Genomic DNA, 13,534 nt, shown 5'->3' on the forward strand with positions numbered 1-13,534 from the left:
CCAGGCCGCCCAGCTCGCCCAGGCCGCCCAGCTCGCCCAGGCCGCCAACCTCTTCCCGGCCCCGGCCCCGGCCCCGGCCCCGGCCCCGGCCCCGGCCCCGGCCCCGGCCCCGGCCCCGGCCCACGCCGCCAACCTCTTCCCGGCCCCCCGGCCCCCCGGCCCCCCGGCTCCAGGCCCCGGCCCCCTACAACCCAGCCAGCAAATCCGTCTCCGTGATCCCCGGCCCCTGTCCCGCCCGGATGAACCACTCCGTCCCGAACGCGAAAGCGAAAGCGTCGTCCGGCATGGCCAGCATGAACATGTCCTCGCTGATCTGACTCGGATGCGCCCGCATCGCCGCGCGCTTGACGCCCACGTACTTCGACACGTCGACCGCCGCCGTGATCTCGGCCTCCGGTTTGCCGAACTCGACGTTCTCCGGGGGCTTCGGGGCCGCCTCCGGGGGCATCAGTCCCTGCTCCACCGCCGATTCGAAGCCGCGCTGCATGAACTCGCGGTTGAACGTCGCCTGGAACACGCGGGCCGTGCCGGCCAGCTCGGCCGCGCGCAGGCCGACGCGGTGGACCTGGATGTGGTCCGGGTGGCCGTAGTCGCCGTTGTCGTCGTAGACCGTCAGGACGTCCGCCGACTCGTCGCGCAGGATCGCCGCCAGCTGCTCGGCCGCCTTCTCGACGTCCGCCTGCCAGAAGCACTCCGGGTCGTCGTTCGTGGACTCGCCCATCATCCCGGAGTCGCGGTAGCCGAGGAACTCGACGCGGGCGACCCCGAGGATCTCCGCGGCCGCGCGGGACTCCTGCACGCGCCGCTCCCACAGTTGTTCGCCCTCGGCGAGAAAGCCTTCGGGGACCTCGCCGACCTCGCCCCGGGTGGCGACGACGAGCACGACGCGGTGCCCCTCGGCGACGGCCTTGGCCATCACCCCGGCGGTGCGCAGGCATTCGTCGTCCGGGTGGGCGTGGAAGGTGACCAGTGTTGCCATGTCTCCGACGCTACCGAACACCACCGACAAAAACCGCCCGCTAAGGTGCGCGATCGTGGCCGGCGACGAGAAGCTCACCTTGCTGTCGTTCCTGCGAGCCCAGCGCGAAAGCGTCTTGGCGATCCTCGACGGACTCGGCGAGGACGCGCTGGCGACCCCGGTCCTGCCGTCCGGCTGGACCCCGCTCGGCATGGTCGAGCACCTCGGGTACGCCGAACGGCACTGGTTCCAGGAGATCGTCACGGGAACCGCGGACCCGGTCGCGTGGCCGGACGACCACGAGCCGCTGACCACGCCCCGGTCTCCGGACGTCGTCTTCGCCTTCTACCGCGAACAGTGCCGCCGGTCCGACGAGATCTTCGCTGCGACGCCGTTGTCCGCGGTGCCGGCGGGGCGCCACCCCACGGCGCTCGCGGACGAGATCGCCGACCTGCGCGGCGTGGTCCTGCACATGATCGAGGAGACGGCCCGGCACGCCGGCCACCTGGACGCCGCCCGCGAACTGATCGACGGGCGCACCGGGCTCGGGCCGCGCTAGGCCTGTTCCTTCGCGCACCACCAGGTCGACCGGCCGCCGACGGTGCCGTGCGCCATCTCCGCGCCGCAGCGGGGGCAGTGCCCGCCCGCGCGGCGGTGGCCGATGATCTCGCCCGTGTGGACGCCGCCGTGCTCGATCGCCGCGCGCAACGCCTTCCGGAGTGCCTTGTGGAGGTTCGTGAGGTCGTCGTCGCCCAGTTCGTCCACCGGGCGGGCCGGGCTCACCGCCGCCTGCCACAGCGTTTCGTCGGCCAGCAGGTTCCCGATCCCGGCCAGCACGGACTGGTCCAGCAGGCGCGCCTTCACCGGCGCCCGCCCCCGCCCGACGCGCGAGCGGAAGTCCTTGCGCGACACCTCGCCCGCGTCCGGGCCGAGCGCGTCGAGGTCCGGGTCGAGCCGCACCCGGCCGAGCCGGCGCGTGTCGAACAACCGCAGCTGTTCGCCGTCGGCGAAGGTGATCCCGAACCGGAACCACTCGGGCTTCTCGACGCGGTTTCGCGAGTACCCGGGCGGCCCGCTCCGGCCGCCGAACCGCAGCTGCCCGGCCATCCCGAGGTGCAGGCCGAGGTTCGGGCCGGGCTTCCCGTCGCCGTTTTCCGTTTCGCACCAGAGTGTCTTGCCCCGCCGGTGCGCTCGCGTGAGCCGCCCGCCCCGCAACGCGGCGGCGATTTCGCCGGGCGCGTGCGGCCGGCAGACCCAGTCGTCGTGGTCGTCGACGTCCTGGATCTCGCGGCCGAGCGCGTCGGCGAGGACCTGGCGGGCGAGCTCGACCTCGGGCAGTTCCGGCACGGGAACCAGTCTGGCGGTTCCGGTGCCGGACCGCCGATCAAGCGGGTGGAGGACGGCCGCCGCGACGTGGTGGGACCGGCGCGGCGGCCGCCGGTCAGGGGCGCCGGTCGCGGCGGACCAGGGCCAGCGCCGGGACGATCACCACGGCGGCGAGGACGAACGTCACCGGGTAGCCCACCGAGCCGATGAGCAGTCCGGCGCCCAGCGCGCCCGCGGCCATGCCGAGGTCGTACGCCGCGTTCCAGATCGCGCTCACCGCGCTCTCGCCGCCGGCCGGCACCCGGGCGTACATCAGCGTGAGCGTCGCGTTCTGCAGCGCGCCGAACCCGGCGCCCAGCACGACCGCCCCGCCGATCACCAGCGACGGCGTGCCGGTGAACGCGATGGCCGCCATGCCCACCGCCGACAGCACCACACCGGGCACCAGCAGCAGGCCCGGGCCGTGGCGGTCGCCGACCCGGCCGGCGACCCAGCGGGCCGCGGTCGCCGCCGCGGGCTGGGCGAGCAAGGCGCTCGCGGCGACCCAGGCCGGCTGGTCCGACGCGGCGAGCGGGAGGAAGGTGACCAGGACGCCGACCGCGGCGGCCGAGACCGCGAAGACCGTCGCCGGGCGGGTCAGCACGGGGTTGCGCAGGCCGGCCAGAACGCCGTGGCCGCCGTCTTCCTTCGGGGTCGCGTCGTAGCGCGGCAGCCCGGGCACCGACAGCAGCGCGAGCAGGGTGGCCACGGTCGTCGCCACGAACACCGGGGTGAAGCCCCAGTGCGCCGCCGCCCACACACCGGCCGGCAGCGCCAGCAGGCCCGGGATCCCGCCGACGATCCCGACGAGCGCGAGGCCTTCGCCGCGCCGGTCCGCCGGGATCAGCAGCGCGGTCACCGCGCCACCGGCCACGACGGCGATCGCGAACCCGATCCCGCGAATGATGCTGACCCCGATGATCACCCACACGTTGGAGCTGACCGTGAGCAGCAGCGTCGGCGCGCCGAGCAGCACCAGGCCGGTGGCCAGCGCCCACCGGTAGCCGACCCGGGTGACCAGCCGCGGCGTCACCAGCTCGGCGGCCACGGTGGCGAGCAGCAGCGCGACCGTCGCGAGCCCCGCACCGCTGTCCGAGCCGGTCTGCTTCGCGAACAGCGGCACCACCGAAAGCGGCAGGTAGAAGCCGATCGACGACCCGAAGATCGAGACGAAGCGGATGAGCAGGGCGCGGGATACCAGCCTCGGCCGGATTTGCAGGTCAGCGGTCATGACAAGAACGTTAGAACCGAACTGGGTCACCGGTAAGGTCCAGTTCCATGGCTGTGGAGTGGGCCGGTTTGGGACCGGAGCTGTTGTTCACGATCGACCGCGAGAGCGGTGCGGGCCTCCGTTCGCAGCTCGAGGACCAGCTGCGCGACGCGATCCGCGGCGGCCGTCTGGCCGGCGGGGAGCGGCTGCCGTCGTCCCGCGAGCTGGGGCGCGCCCTCGGCCTGTCACGGGGGCTGGTGCAGGACTGCTACGCCCAGCTGCAGGCCGAGGGCTACCTGACCAGCCGACCGGGCTCGGCGACGCGCGTGGCGTCGGTCGCCCGGCCGGCCGAGACACCCGAGGCGCGCCCGCCGGAGCGGCCCCGGTACGAGGTCGCCGACTTCCGCCACGGCGTCCCCGACCTGCGCCTCGCGCCGCGCGAAGACTGGGCGTGGGCCGTGCGCGAGGTCTGCCGCACCGCGCCGAACAGCGCGTTCGACTACGGCGACCCGATCGGCGACCGGCGGCTGCGAGAGGTACTTGCGGCCTACCTGCGCCGCGTGCGGGCGGTCGCGGCGACCGCCGACCAGGTCGTCGTCTGCAGCGGCATGGCCCAGGCGCTCGGGCTGGTGCTGCGGGCGCTCGCCGCCGACGGCGTCGCCACGATCGCCGTCGAGGACCCCGGCATCGTGCGGTCGACGACCGAGCAGGCGAACGCCGCCGGGCTGGCCGCCGTGCCCGTCCCGGTCGACGACGACGGCGTGGACGTCGCCGCGCTCGAACGCAGCGGCGCGCGGGCTGTGCTGGTGACCCCGGCCCACCAGTGGCCGACCGGCGTGGTGCTCGCCGGGCACCGCCGTCAGGAGCTGCTGGAGTGGGCGCGGCGGTGCGACGGCGTCGTCATCGAGGACGACTACGACGCGGAGTTCCGCTACGACCGCGACCCGGTCGGCTCGCTGCAGGGACTCGACCCCGACCGCGTCGTGTCCCTCGGCACGGTCAGCAAGTCGCTGGCGCCGGCGTTGCGCCTGGGCTGGCTGGTCGCGCCCGCCCGGCTGCTCGCCGCGCTGGCGCGCGGCAAGCACGTCACCGACCGCGGGAGCCCGGGCCTCGACCAGCTGGCCCTGGCCCTGCTCATCGAGTCCGGGCGCTACGACCGGCACCTGCGCCGCGCCCGCACCGAGTACGCGGCCCGGCGCGAGACGCTCGTCGCGGCGCTGGCCGCCCACGCGCCCGGCCTCCGCGTCACCGGGCTGGCGGCCGGGTTCCACGCGATCCTGCACCTGCCCCCGGGGGCCGACGAGGAGCAGGTGATCGCCCGGGCGGCCGAGCGTGGCGTCGGGCTTTACGGCCTCGCCCGGATGCACAGCACGGAGCGCGCGACGGCCCCGCGGCTCGTCCTGGGGTTCGGCGACACGCCGCAACGCTCGATCGAAGCGGGGATCGCCGCCGTCGGGGACCTCTTGTCAGGCGTCGAGTGACCGCGTCGCGGCGACTTCCCAGGCGAACCCGTCCGGGTCGGTGAACGGCGCGGTGGCGTTGACGGCGATCCGGTGCGCACCGGTGCCTTCGGGAGCGACGCCGGCGTCCTTGGCGAGGGCCTTGTGCCGGTACAGCGCGAGCTTGACGGGGTTCGACCCGGCGTCGAACTCGACGTACATGCGGCCGAACGCCTTGCCGACGGTGAGGCCGTGCTCGGTGTAGAACTTCTTACTGGCGGCTATGTCCTTGACGCCGAGGAGGAGCACGACGGCGTCGAACGCGCGGGTCGCCGGGCCGGTGTTCTTCTTCGCGGACGTGGCGACCTTCCAGATGGCGCCGTCGGGCGCTTGGACGACGCCGCCGTAGCCCCACATGGACTTCGTGGCGGGCTTGAGCGTGGTGGCTCCGGCTTCGACCGCGGTCCCGAGCAGCGAGTCGACGTCGGCGGGCTGCTGAACGGTGAGGGAGAGCGTGTAGCCGCGGAAGCCGGTGGACGGGCTCTCGGCGGTCCGGAACCGGAGCTGGGTGGTCAGGCCGAAGGCGGCCGAGTAGAAGCGCTCGGCGGCGGTGGTGTCGGCCACTTCGAGGGTGATGGAGTCGATGTTCGTCATGCCGGTAACGCTAGGTGCGAGGCGATGACCAGCGCTTCTCGATTCCTGATCAGTACTCGTTCTTGATCACGAAGTAGGAGCCGCGGATGGTGCCGGCCAGCTTCGACTTCTGCCGGGCGAACTTGAACGCCCCGAGCTCCTCGGGGACGTCCATCCCGTCGGAGAGCTTGAACCCGACCGCCCGCTTGCCGGCCTCGTCGAGGGCGTACATCACGTTGATCGACAGGCCGCTCTCGTAGAACACGTACGCCATCCGGATGCCCTCGACCTCGAACTCGGTGGCTTCCAGCGCGGGAGCGGAGATGACGATGCCGCGTTCCTCCTCGAGGATGCGGCTCACCCAGCCGACGGTCGCCGCGGCGTCGCTCGCGGGCTCGACCGTGAAGACGTGGTCGTACTTGTTCTTGAAGTACCGGGCCTCGTTCGCTCGCAGGCCGGCGAGGGCGTCCGCGACCGGCGACGACTCCAGCCCGGTCGTCGAGACGGTGGTGAAGTCCACGGCGTACGACATGGCGAGTCCCTCCGAGGTCGGCGTATGCGCTGGTGGCGACTGTAGACGACCGCGGAACTCACGGCCGGTCGGCGCGTCCACCGGCCGCCTCGGGCCTTCAGTCGTAGTGCCGTAGGGACGGCCAGAGCTGGGCCCAGGTCCCGTGCGGGTGGCCGCACTCGTAGATCGCGGCGTGCTGGTCGGTCTCCTGGTTCCGGATGCCGTCCGGGAAGGAGATCGGCGCGATCTCGCGCACGTCCGACCAGAACCGGTGCAGGTAGGGGACTTTGAACTCGCCGACGCACAGCACGGTGTCCGGGCTACCGGCCGGCGGTCCCCAGTCGCTGTAGCTGTTCTGTCCACTGAGGACCGGTCCGGTCAGCCCGCCGACGATGGTGAGCGCGCCGGCTTCGCCGTAGTTGCTGGTGAAGATCGGGGTGCCGGGCGGCAGCCGGGCCGCCGCGGCCTTGACCTGGTCGGCGAACGCGGGCCAGCCGTAGGTTTCGATGACCGTGGGGTTGAGCGCCCGCAGCGCGTTCTGTGCGCGCGCCGGCAGGATCGGGTAGCCGATCAGGACCGCGATCAGTCCGGACAGGACGATGACGGCGGGCCACCGGCGCCGCGAACCGCCGAGCGCCTCGGCGCGCACCGCGCCGGCCGCGAACACCGCGATCAGCGCGGGCGCGGGGTAGTAGGGCTTGCCGCCGCCGAGGGTGAACACGACGACCGCGGTGACCGCGATCGCCAGCGCCCACCGGAGGTCGCGGCCCGGGCCCCAGCCCAGCCGGCGGACCCCGAGCACGCACAGCACGATGAGCGGCGGGCCGGCCAGCAACGGCAGCAAGGGCAGCTGCGCCAGCGCGCCGAGCGGGCCGCCGGTCCGGTCGCCGAGCACGTGCGCCATCGCCAGGTTCGGCCAGCCGTTTCGCGCGTCCCACACCACGTTCGGGACGGCGATGAGCACGGCTACGGCGCCGGCGAGCCACGGGCCGGGCGTGCGCAGCGCGTCCCGGTGCCACGCCGCCAGGCCGATCGCGACGCCCAGCAGCAGGACGACCACGGTGTCCTTGTTCTCCAGGCCGATGCCACCGATCACGCCGGCCACCAGCCACGCCGACGTGGTGCGCAGCCGCAGCGCCCGGGCGACGGCCACGAACATCGCCGCCCAGACCAGCTGGTCGGTCACGGTCGTGCCGAACAGCACCGACGCGGAGACGAACGCGACGCTGGCCGCCGTCGCGCCGGCCGCGATGGCCTGGGCGCGGGAGCCGCCGCCGAACTCGGCGGCCAGCTTGGCGCCGAGCACGACGCAGCCGGCCTGGCACGCGATCGCGAGCACCCGCAGCGGCAGCACGCCGCCGGGCAGCTCGGCGGCCCACCGGGCCAGCAACGGCGTCAGGGGCGGCTGGTCGACGTAGCCCCAGGCCGGGTGCCGGCCGGTGATCACGTAGTAGAACTCGTCGCGGTGCCAGCCGTACCGGGTGGCGACCGCGAGGTGCACCACGATCGCCACGGCGGTGATGGCCAGCACGGGTCTCCAGGCGAGTTCCGGTCGCCGCTCGGCCGGATCCGACGTCGTGGCCGGTGCCTCGGTCTCGCTCACGATTCCCCCAGGAACGCGCTGGTCAGCAGGTGGTGGACGGTCGTCCGGCAGTGCTCGTCGGTCAGCATCGCGGAATCGGGGTCACCCAGCCGGTGCCACGCGAACCAGGCCACGGTTTCGGCGATGAAGCGGGCGGCCGTGGCGACGTCGGGCACCTCCCGCAGGTGACCGGACCGGATGCGCTTGGTGAGGTAGCCGCTCAGCGCCTCGAAATGACCCCGGCGGCGCTGCACGAACCAGAACTGGAACATCTCCGGCAGCTCACGGGCGCACTGCGCGACGAGCGCGAGGACGTCCCGGTTGGTCTCGATGAACGTGTAGAGCTCGTCGACGATCTCGCCGAACTCCTCGCGGCCCGACGGGACACGCCGCCGGGTCAGCGCGGCGGCCAGTTTCGGGAACCCCTCGGCGTCGGTCCACCGGCGGGCCAGCGCGACGATCTCCTCCTCGGACGACAGCCGCACCGGAGTTTCCAGGCCGTCCAGCAGGTCCGGCCCGATCGACCAGGCCAGCGCGACGTAGAGCAGTGCTTCCTTGCTCTGGACGTAGGTGTAGAGCGCGCCGTGACTGAGCCCGAGCGCTTTCGCCACGTCGGAGATGCCGGTTTCCCGATAGCCGTGCTCGGTGAACACCTGCGCGGCGGCCTCGGCGATGTCCGCCAGTGACCGGGTGGGCGCTCGTCCTGCCATGGGGGCAGTCTTTCCTGACTGACTCAGTCAGTCAAGTATTCGAGCTCATCGCGAGCAGCTCGCCGATCACCGGCTCCGGCCCGCCGTTGCTGAGGTGCGCGATGGCGAACATCGGGGCGATCACCCGGCTCCAGGCGAACAGCCGGTCGCCGTCGAGCCCGCAGGCGGTGGCCACCCGGTGGCACCGGGTCTCGACGCCCTCGTGCCCGGCACCCTCCAGCACGAAGTCGACGGCGTCGAAGCACGGGTCGCCGACGCACGCCTTCGGGTCGATCGCGACCAGGCCCCGCGACGGGCCGCCGTCGAGGACGTTGCCGAGGTGCAGATCGCCGTGCAGCAGCACCACTTCGGCCTGCGTGTCCAGCAGCGCGTCGCACCGGCGGATCGCGCGCTGCCAGGTGCCGGGGCCGATCCGGGCCCGGATGGCCGGTTCGGCCAACCGCCGTCCGATCCGCAGGAAGGCCTCGTCGCACCGGCCTCGCAGGTCCCGCGGCCAGTGCGCGGGCGGCTCCACGGCGTGCAGTGCGGCCAGCAACTCTCCCCACTGCCGCGGCAACTTCGCGGCCGGCAGGTCGCCGGCTTCGGTGCCGGGCCGGACCTCTTCCAGCACCATCGCCCCGGCTTCCGCGTCGACGGCCAGCACGGCGGGCACCCGGCCCGACGGCGCGAACACGCTCAGCATTCCCCGTTGCTCGGTCAGCAGTGTCCGATCCGGACTCAGCTTGAGAACCGCGGGCGTCCCGTCCGGCCACCGGCACCGCAGGACGACGGACGAGGCGCCGCTCTCGAACAGCTCGCCGAGCGCGAGACCCCATCGGGCGGCGAGCCGTCCGGCGACGCGCGGAACCTCCGCGAGCCACCCCTCGGCCGCCGGTCCGAACCGGGCGACCAACCGCGCACCGACGTCGTCCATGTCCATTCCGGCAGCTTGCCCGAACCGTCGCGGCGGCCCCACAGCGAGGCGACGACGACGGAGACGGCCAGCAGCGCGACGCTGCCCGCGATGTCGAGAACGTAGTGGTTTCCGGTGGCGAGCACGTCGGCCGCCATCAGCAGCGGGAACGACCACGACGCGAGTGCCAGGCGTGGATGCGTGCCCCGGAGCGCGGTCCACGCGGCGTACGCGCACCACAGCGACCAGCCCACGTGCATGCTGGGCATGGCCGTGTAGTGGCCGGGATGCGTCCAGCTCTCGCGGCCGGCCTGACCCAGGATGTCGTACCGGGCAACGATGTCGACCGCGCCCGGCAGAGCCGTGCGCGGGGGCGCCATCGGCACCGCCCAGTAGACCGGCAGGACGAGGGCCGTCATCGCGACCATCGTCCGGCGGACCTTGCGGTAGACCTCGGCGTGCCGGACGAACACCCACAGCAGGGTCCCGGCGACGACCACGTAGTACAGCCGGTACAGGTACACCGCCGCGTGCGCGAGGACCGGGTTCCCGGTCAGCCAGGCGTTCACGCTGCGCTCGATGTCGATGTGCACCGCGTGTTCCGCGGACCGCAGGGCCAGCGCGTTCGCATCGGCGGCCGCGAGATCCGTGCCCACCGCGGCGTCGATCCGGATGAAGAGCAGGAACCACAGCAGCAGGAAGACCAGCTCGACGAGCACGGCGGGTCGCCCGCCGATACCCCGGAAGAGCGCCCGTGCCCAGGTGCGCGCGAGGCCGTCCGGCGGCGGATTCACGCGGCCACCCTAGCCGACCACGCCGAATCCGGTGTCGCTGCTCGCGTCGGACGGAGACACCTGACAGAGTGGGCCGATGCTGAAGCAGGTGGCCGACGGGGTCTGGGTCCGGCAGAGCGAGTGGGTCCGGAGCAATGCCGTCGTGGTGCGCGGAGACGACGGAGTGGTCCTGGTCGACCCCGGCATCAGCGGGGCCGATCTCGACGAGCTCGCCGACGAGGTGGACGGGCTCGGTGTCCCGGTGGTCGCCGGGTTCTGCACCCACCTCCACTGGGACCACCTGCTCTGGCATTCCCGCTTCGGCGACGTGCCGCGCTACGCCACCACTGCCTGCGCCGAGGCCGCGGGCGCGGTCCGGGAGCGGGCACAAGCCATGGCGGCGGAGAGCGCGACGGGCATTCCCCTCGAGCTGATCGGGCTCGTCACCCCGCTGCCCGCGGACGGCGGTCCGGTGCCGGGCGAGCTCATCGAGCACGAGGCGCACGCCATCGGCCACGCGGCGATCCTGCTCGCGGACCGCGGCGTCCTGATCGCCGGCGACATGCTCTCCGACGTCCTGATCCCGCTCCTCGACCCCCGCCGCCCCGGCCAGGTGGACGCGTACGAGGCGGCCCTCGCCCGGCTGGCCGAGGCGGCCCGGACCGTGGAGGTCGTGATCCCCGGTCACGGCGCCGTCGCGGAGGGCCCGGAGGTGGCGGCCCGCATCGCGGCCGACCGTGCCTACCTCGACGCGCTGCGACGGGGAGAGGAACCGGTCGACGCGCGCCTCGAGCAGGACTGGCTCGCCGGGCCGCACAAGGCGAACCTGGAGCAGGCTCGCCAGTCGTCCTGAACCCCGATACCCGGCGGCGGGCCGGGGTTCACCGGCCGGCGGCCAATACCGCCGCGAGGCCTTCCCGCAGATCCCGGACGAAATACCCCGGCACCTCCAGCGAGGGGAAATGTCCCCCGGTTTCCGGTGACCGCCACCGGACGATCTGCCGGTAGCGTTCCTGGGCCCAGGGGCGCGGGCACTTCTCGATGTCGCGGGGATACATGGTGATCGCCGCCGGGACGTCGACCCGGAGTTCGGGGTCGAGCGAATTGTGGCTTTCGTAGTAGATGCGGGCCGCCGACGCGCCGGTTCGCGTCAGCCAATACAGGGTCACGTCGTCGAGAACGCGGTCGCGGGAAATCGTCTCGAACGGGCTGTCTTCGGTGTCCGACCATTCGGCGAACTTGTCGAGGATCCAGGCGAGCAGCCCGACCGGCGAGTCGACGAGCGAGTAGCCGATGGTCTGCGGCCGGGTCGCCTGCTGCTTCGCGTACGCCGCACGGTGGTGCCAGAACTCGCGGGTTTCCTCGGTCCACTCGCGCTCGGCCGGCGTCAGCCCGTCCGTCGTCAGCCCGGGCGGTCCCTCCGCGAACGTCGTGTGGATGCCGAGGACGTGCGCCGGGAAGCGGCCGCCGAGGACCGTGGTGATGTTGCCTCCCCAGTCGCCGCCGTGGGCCGCGAATTCGTCGTAGCCGAGCCGGCCCATCAATTCCACCCAGGCGGCCGCGATCTTCTCGGTTCCCCACCCGGTGGTGGCCGGCTTGTCGCTGTGACCGAAGCCGGGCAGCGACGGGGCCACGACGTGGAACGCCGGCGCGTCCGCGTCTTCCGGATCCGCCAGCTCGTCCACGACGTCGACGAACTCGGCGACGCTGCCCGGCCAGCCGTGCGTCAGGAGCAGCGGAGTGGCGTCCGCGCGCGGGGACCGGCGGTGCAGGAAGTGGATGCCCAGGTCGTCGATGGTCGTGCGGAACTGGCCGATGCGGTCGAGGCGCTCTTCGAACGACCGCCAGTCGTACCCGGTGCGCCAGTAGTCCACGAGCTCGACGAGGTCGGCGAGCGGAACGCCCTGGTCCCACCGGCGGGCGGGAGGCACCGTCTCGGCTTCCGGCAGCCGCGCCGCGGCCAGTCGCGCGCGCAGGTCGTCGAGGTCGGCGTCGGTCGCGCGGGCTTCGAACACCCGGACGTCGCTGGTGGGACGGGGCATGAGACCTCCTGGCCATCGTGGAACCGGCTTAGCTGGTTCTAACACGGCGTCGCGACGACACGCAACCGGCTAAGGTGGTTCCATGCCCGCTGAGTTCCCCGACTTCCGCCTCGGCACCGTGCTGGCGACCAGCTTCACGGCGACCTTGACGGAGCGCCGTGGCGACGCCGTGGAGCGCATTCCCACGCCGCGGCGGCTCGTCGACTGGCTGGTGGTGAGCGGCCTCGCCGTGGACTCGTGCACCGATGCCCAGCTCGATCTCGCCCGGGAACTGCGGGAGTCGATCCACGCCGCCGCGACGGCGGCCGCGACCCAGGACGCGCTCCCCGCGTCCGCCGTCCGGGTCGTCAACGACCGCAGTGTTCAGGGCCGCGCCGCGGCCGTCCTGACGGCCGAGGGTGCTCGGCGATGGCGGCTCAGCTCGCCTTCCTGCGTCGAAGACGCGCTGGGCGTGATCGCGGCCGACGCGATCGGCATCCTCGCCGGCGAACGGGACGGAAGGCTGGCCTTGTGCGCGTCGCCGACCTGCCGAGCCGCTTTCTTCGACACCAGCCAGAGCCGCACCCGCCGGTGGTGCGACATGAACACGTGCGGGAACCGGCAGAAGAAGGCGCGCTTCAACGCCAACCAGCGCAAGAATCCCGCCTGAGGGCCGGAAGCCGTTACGCCGGCAGGGTGCGCCGCAGGAAGGCGGTCGTCAGCGCCCACGCCCTGGCCGCCGCGGCCGGGTGGTGGAACATCGGGGCCACGTTGTTGTGGAACGCGTGTCCCGCGTCCTCCTGGACGTGGATCTCCGCGCCCGGGTGGGCGGCGACCGCCGCCTCCACCACCGCGACGTCCGCGCGCGGGATGTACGGGTCCTGCCCGCCGAAGTGGAACTGGATCGGGCACGTGATCTTCGCCAGGTCCGCGATCTGCCCGGCCACCGTCGAGCCGTAGAACGACACCGCCACGTCCGGGTCGCCCGCGGCGGCCGCCGCGAAGGCCAGCGACCCGCCCAGGCAGAACCCCAGCACTCCGACGCCGCCCGAAACCGCCGGCTGGGCGCGGAGGTGGGCCACCGTCGCCAGGACGTCCGAAAGCCCCAGCGCCGGGTCGAAAGCGGACGCCACCTTCATCGACGCCGCCACGCCCGCTTCGTCGTGGGAAGACGACCAGCCGGGCGCCGTCCGGTGGAACAGCTCGGGGACCGCCACCACGTACCCCTCGGCGGCCAGCTCCGCCGCCACCGAGCGCAGGTAGTCGTCGAGCCCGAAGATCTCCTGGACCAGCACCAGGCCCGGGCCCCGGCCCGATGGTGGCAACCACGTCGGGAGGTCCGTCAGCACGCCGTCCACCGCGATGCCCCTTCCGGAGGTCGATGTCCACACCGTACTGGCTCCGCGGCGGGAGGCGTCCTAAGTTGAGATGCCGACCAAG

Annotated in this window: 14 protein-coding genes and 1 pseudogene; 4 read left to right on the forward strand and 11 right to left on the reverse strand. The window is 73.0% G+C overall.

The features are described 5' to 3' along the window. Positions 1 to 184: 184 nt before the first annotated feature. Positions 185 to 979 (reverse strand): PIG-L family deacetylase, encoded by a 795-nt coding sequence (locus AA23TX_RS07145; RefSeq protein WP_155541775.1) that lies wholly within the window; start codon positions 977 to 979, stop codon positions 185 to 187. A 55-nt stretch (positions 980 to 1,034) separates the two neighbouring features. Here AA23TX_RS07145 and AA23TX_RS07150 point away from each other — a divergent pair, with 55 nt between their 5' ends. Next, positions 1,035 to 1,517 carry a DinB family protein gene (locus AA23TX_RS07150; RefSeq protein ID WP_230862385.1) on the forward strand — a complete coding sequence of 161 codons (483 nt, stop codon included), beginning with the start codon at positions 1,035 to 1,037 and terminating at the stop codon, positions 1,515 to 1,517. Here AA23TX_RS07150 and AA23TX_RS07155 read toward each other — a convergent pair. Both AA23TX_RS07155 and AA23TX_RS07160 read right to left on the reverse strand, forming a co-directional pair. Then, on the reverse strand, positions 1,514 to 2,305 hold the full coding sequence (locus AA23TX_RS07155; RefSeq protein ID WP_196425210.1) for an Fpg/Nei family DNA glycosylase: 792 nt from the start codon (positions 2,303 to 2,305) through the stop codon (positions 1,514 to 1,516). The two genes, AA23TX_RS07150 and AA23TX_RS07155, sit on opposite strands and share 4 nt — an antisense overlap. A gap of 94 nt (positions 2,306 to 2,399) precedes the next feature. Further along, positions 2,400 to 3,554: an MFS transporter gene (locus tag AA23TX_RS07160; RefSeq protein ID WP_155541777.1), complete on the reverse strand. Its 1,155-nt coding sequence runs from the start codon at positions 3,552 to 3,554 to the stop codon at positions 2,400 to 2,402. 47 nt (positions 3,555 to 3,601) lie between these two features. Between AA23TX_RS07160 and pdxR the strand changes: the two genes are divergently transcribed. Beyond that, a complete protein-coding gene (gene pdxR, locus AA23TX_RS07165) occupies positions 3,602 to 5,014 on the forward strand; it encodes a MocR-like pyridoxine biosynthesis transcription factor PdxR (protein ID WP_196425211.1) in 1,413 nt (470 codons plus the stop codon). On the opposite strand, the gene AA23TX_RS07170 is transcribed toward pdxR, so the two are convergent. The 6 genes and pseudogenes from AA23TX_RS07170 to AA23TX_RS07195 form a co-directional block, all read right to left on the reverse strand. Next, entirely contained in the window at positions 5,000 to 5,626 is a 627-nt protein-coding gene (locus AA23TX_RS07170; protein WP_155541778.1) for a VOC family protein, read from the reverse strand. The two genes, pdxR and AA23TX_RS07170, sit on opposite strands and share 15 nt — an antisense overlap. A gap of 49 nt (positions 5,627 to 5,675) precedes the next feature. Further along, entirely contained in the window at positions 5,676 to 6,137 is a 462-nt protein-coding gene (locus tag AA23TX_RS07175) for a DUF8821 family protein (protein WP_155541779.1), read from the reverse strand. Positions 6,138 to 6,234: 97 nt separating this feature from the next. Further along, on the reverse strand, positions 6,235 to 7,719 hold the full coding sequence (locus tag AA23TX_RS07180; RefSeq protein ID WP_230862386.1) for a glycosyltransferase family 39 protein: 1,485 nt from the start codon (positions 7,717 to 7,719) through the stop codon (positions 6,235 to 6,237). Continuing rightward, complete coding sequence (locus AA23TX_RS07185; RefSeq protein ID WP_155541780.1) at positions 7,716 to 8,408, reverse strand: TetR/AcrR family transcriptional regulator; 693 nt, start codon at positions 8,406 to 8,408, stop codon at positions 7,716 to 7,718. The genes AA23TX_RS07180 and AA23TX_RS07185 overlap by 4 nt, the downstream gene beginning before the upstream one ends. A 31-nt stretch (positions 8,409 to 8,439) precedes the next feature. Next, positions 8,440 to 9,327 (reverse strand): aminoglycoside phosphotransferase family protein, encoded by an 888-nt coding sequence (locus tag AA23TX_RS07190; RefSeq protein WP_439328750.1) that lies wholly within the window; start codon positions 9,325 to 9,327, stop codon positions 8,440 to 8,442. Between the two features lie 59 nt (positions 9,328 to 9,386). Continuing rightward, a pseudogene (locus AA23TX_RS07195) lies at positions 9,387 to 10,094 on the reverse strand (phosphatase PAP2 family protein); the annotation flags it as partial. A gap of 76 nt (positions 10,095 to 10,170) precedes the next feature. Here AA23TX_RS07195 and AA23TX_RS07200 point away from each other — a divergent pair. Then, positions 10,171 to 10,926 carry an MBL fold metallo-hydrolase gene (locus tag AA23TX_RS07200; protein WP_155541782.1) on the forward strand — a complete coding sequence of 252 codons (756 nt, stop codon included), beginning with the start codon at positions 10,171 to 10,173 and terminating at the stop codon, positions 10,924 to 10,926. A 28-nt stretch (positions 10,927 to 10,954) separates the two neighbouring features. Here the strand turns inward: AA23TX_RS07200 and AA23TX_RS07205 are convergent, their stop codons facing one another. After that, positions 10,955 to 12,115, reverse strand: coding sequence for an epoxide hydrolase family protein (locus AA23TX_RS07205; RefSeq protein ID WP_155541783.1), 1,161 nt, complete (start codon positions 12,113 to 12,115; stop codon positions 10,955 to 10,957). 82 nt (positions 12,116 to 12,197) lie between these two features. Between AA23TX_RS07205 and AA23TX_RS07210 the strand changes: the two genes are divergently transcribed. After that, positions 12,198 to 12,764, forward strand: a complete 567-nt coding sequence (locus AA23TX_RS07210; RefSeq protein WP_155541784.1) for a CGNR zinc finger domain-containing protein — start codon at positions 12,198 to 12,200, stop codon at positions 12,762 to 12,764. Between the two features lie 13 nt (positions 12,765 to 12,777). Here AA23TX_RS07210 and AA23TX_RS07215 read toward each other — a convergent pair whose 3' ends face one another. Beyond that, positions 12,778 to 13,452, reverse strand: coding sequence for a dienelactone hydrolase family protein (locus AA23TX_RS07215; RefSeq protein ID WP_155541785.1), 675 nt, complete (start codon positions 13,450 to 13,452; stop codon positions 12,778 to 12,780). Positions 13,453 to 13,534 lie beyond the last annotated feature (82 nt).

Origin of the sequence: Amycolatopsis camponoti (genome assembly GCF_902497555.1) — a bacterium.
Taxonomy (GTDB): domain Bacteria; phylum Actinomycetota; class Actinomycetes; order Mycobacteriales; family Pseudonocardiaceae; genus Amycolatopsis; species Amycolatopsis camponoti.

Coding starts and splice junctions, on each gene's coding strand:
- AA23TX_RS07145 (WP_155541775.1), bottom strand. CDS start 979: ATGGCAACACTGGTCACCTTCCACGCCCACCCGGACGACGAATGCCTG.
- AA23TX_RS07160 (WP_155541777.1), bottom strand. CDS start 3,554: ATGACCGCTGACCTGCAAATCCGGCCGAGGCTGGTATCCCGCGCCCTG.
- pdxR (WP_196425211.1), top strand. CDS start 3,602: ATGGCTGTGGAGTGGGCCGGTTTGGGACCGGAGCTGTTGTTCACGATC.
- AA23TX_RS07170 (WP_155541778.1), bottom strand. CDS start 5,626: ATGACGAACATCGACTCCATCACCCTCGAAGTGGCCGACACCACCGCC.
- AA23TX_RS07175 (WP_155541779.1), bottom strand. CDS start 6,137: ATGTCGTACGCCGTGGACTTCACCACCGTCTCGACGACCGGGCTGGAG.
- AA23TX_RS07185 (WP_155541780.1), bottom strand. CDS start 8,408: ATGGCAGGACGAGCGCCCACCCGGTCACTGGCGGACATCGCCGAGGCC.
- AA23TX_RS07190 (WP_439328750.1), bottom strand. CDS start 9,327: ATGGACATGGACGACGTCGGTGCGCGGTTGGTCGCCCGGTTCGGACCG.
- AA23TX_RS07200 (WP_155541782.1), top strand. CDS start 10,171: ATGCTGAAGCAGGTGGCCGACGGGGTCTGGGTCCGGCAGAGCGAGTGG.
- AA23TX_RS07205 (WP_155541783.1), bottom strand. CDS start 12,115: ATGCCCCGTCCCACCAGCGACGTCCGGGTGTTCGAAGCCCGCGCGACC.
- AA23TX_RS07210 (WP_155541784.1), top strand. CDS start 12,198: ATGCCCGCTGAGTTCCCCGACTTCCGCCTCGGCACCGTGCTGGCGACC.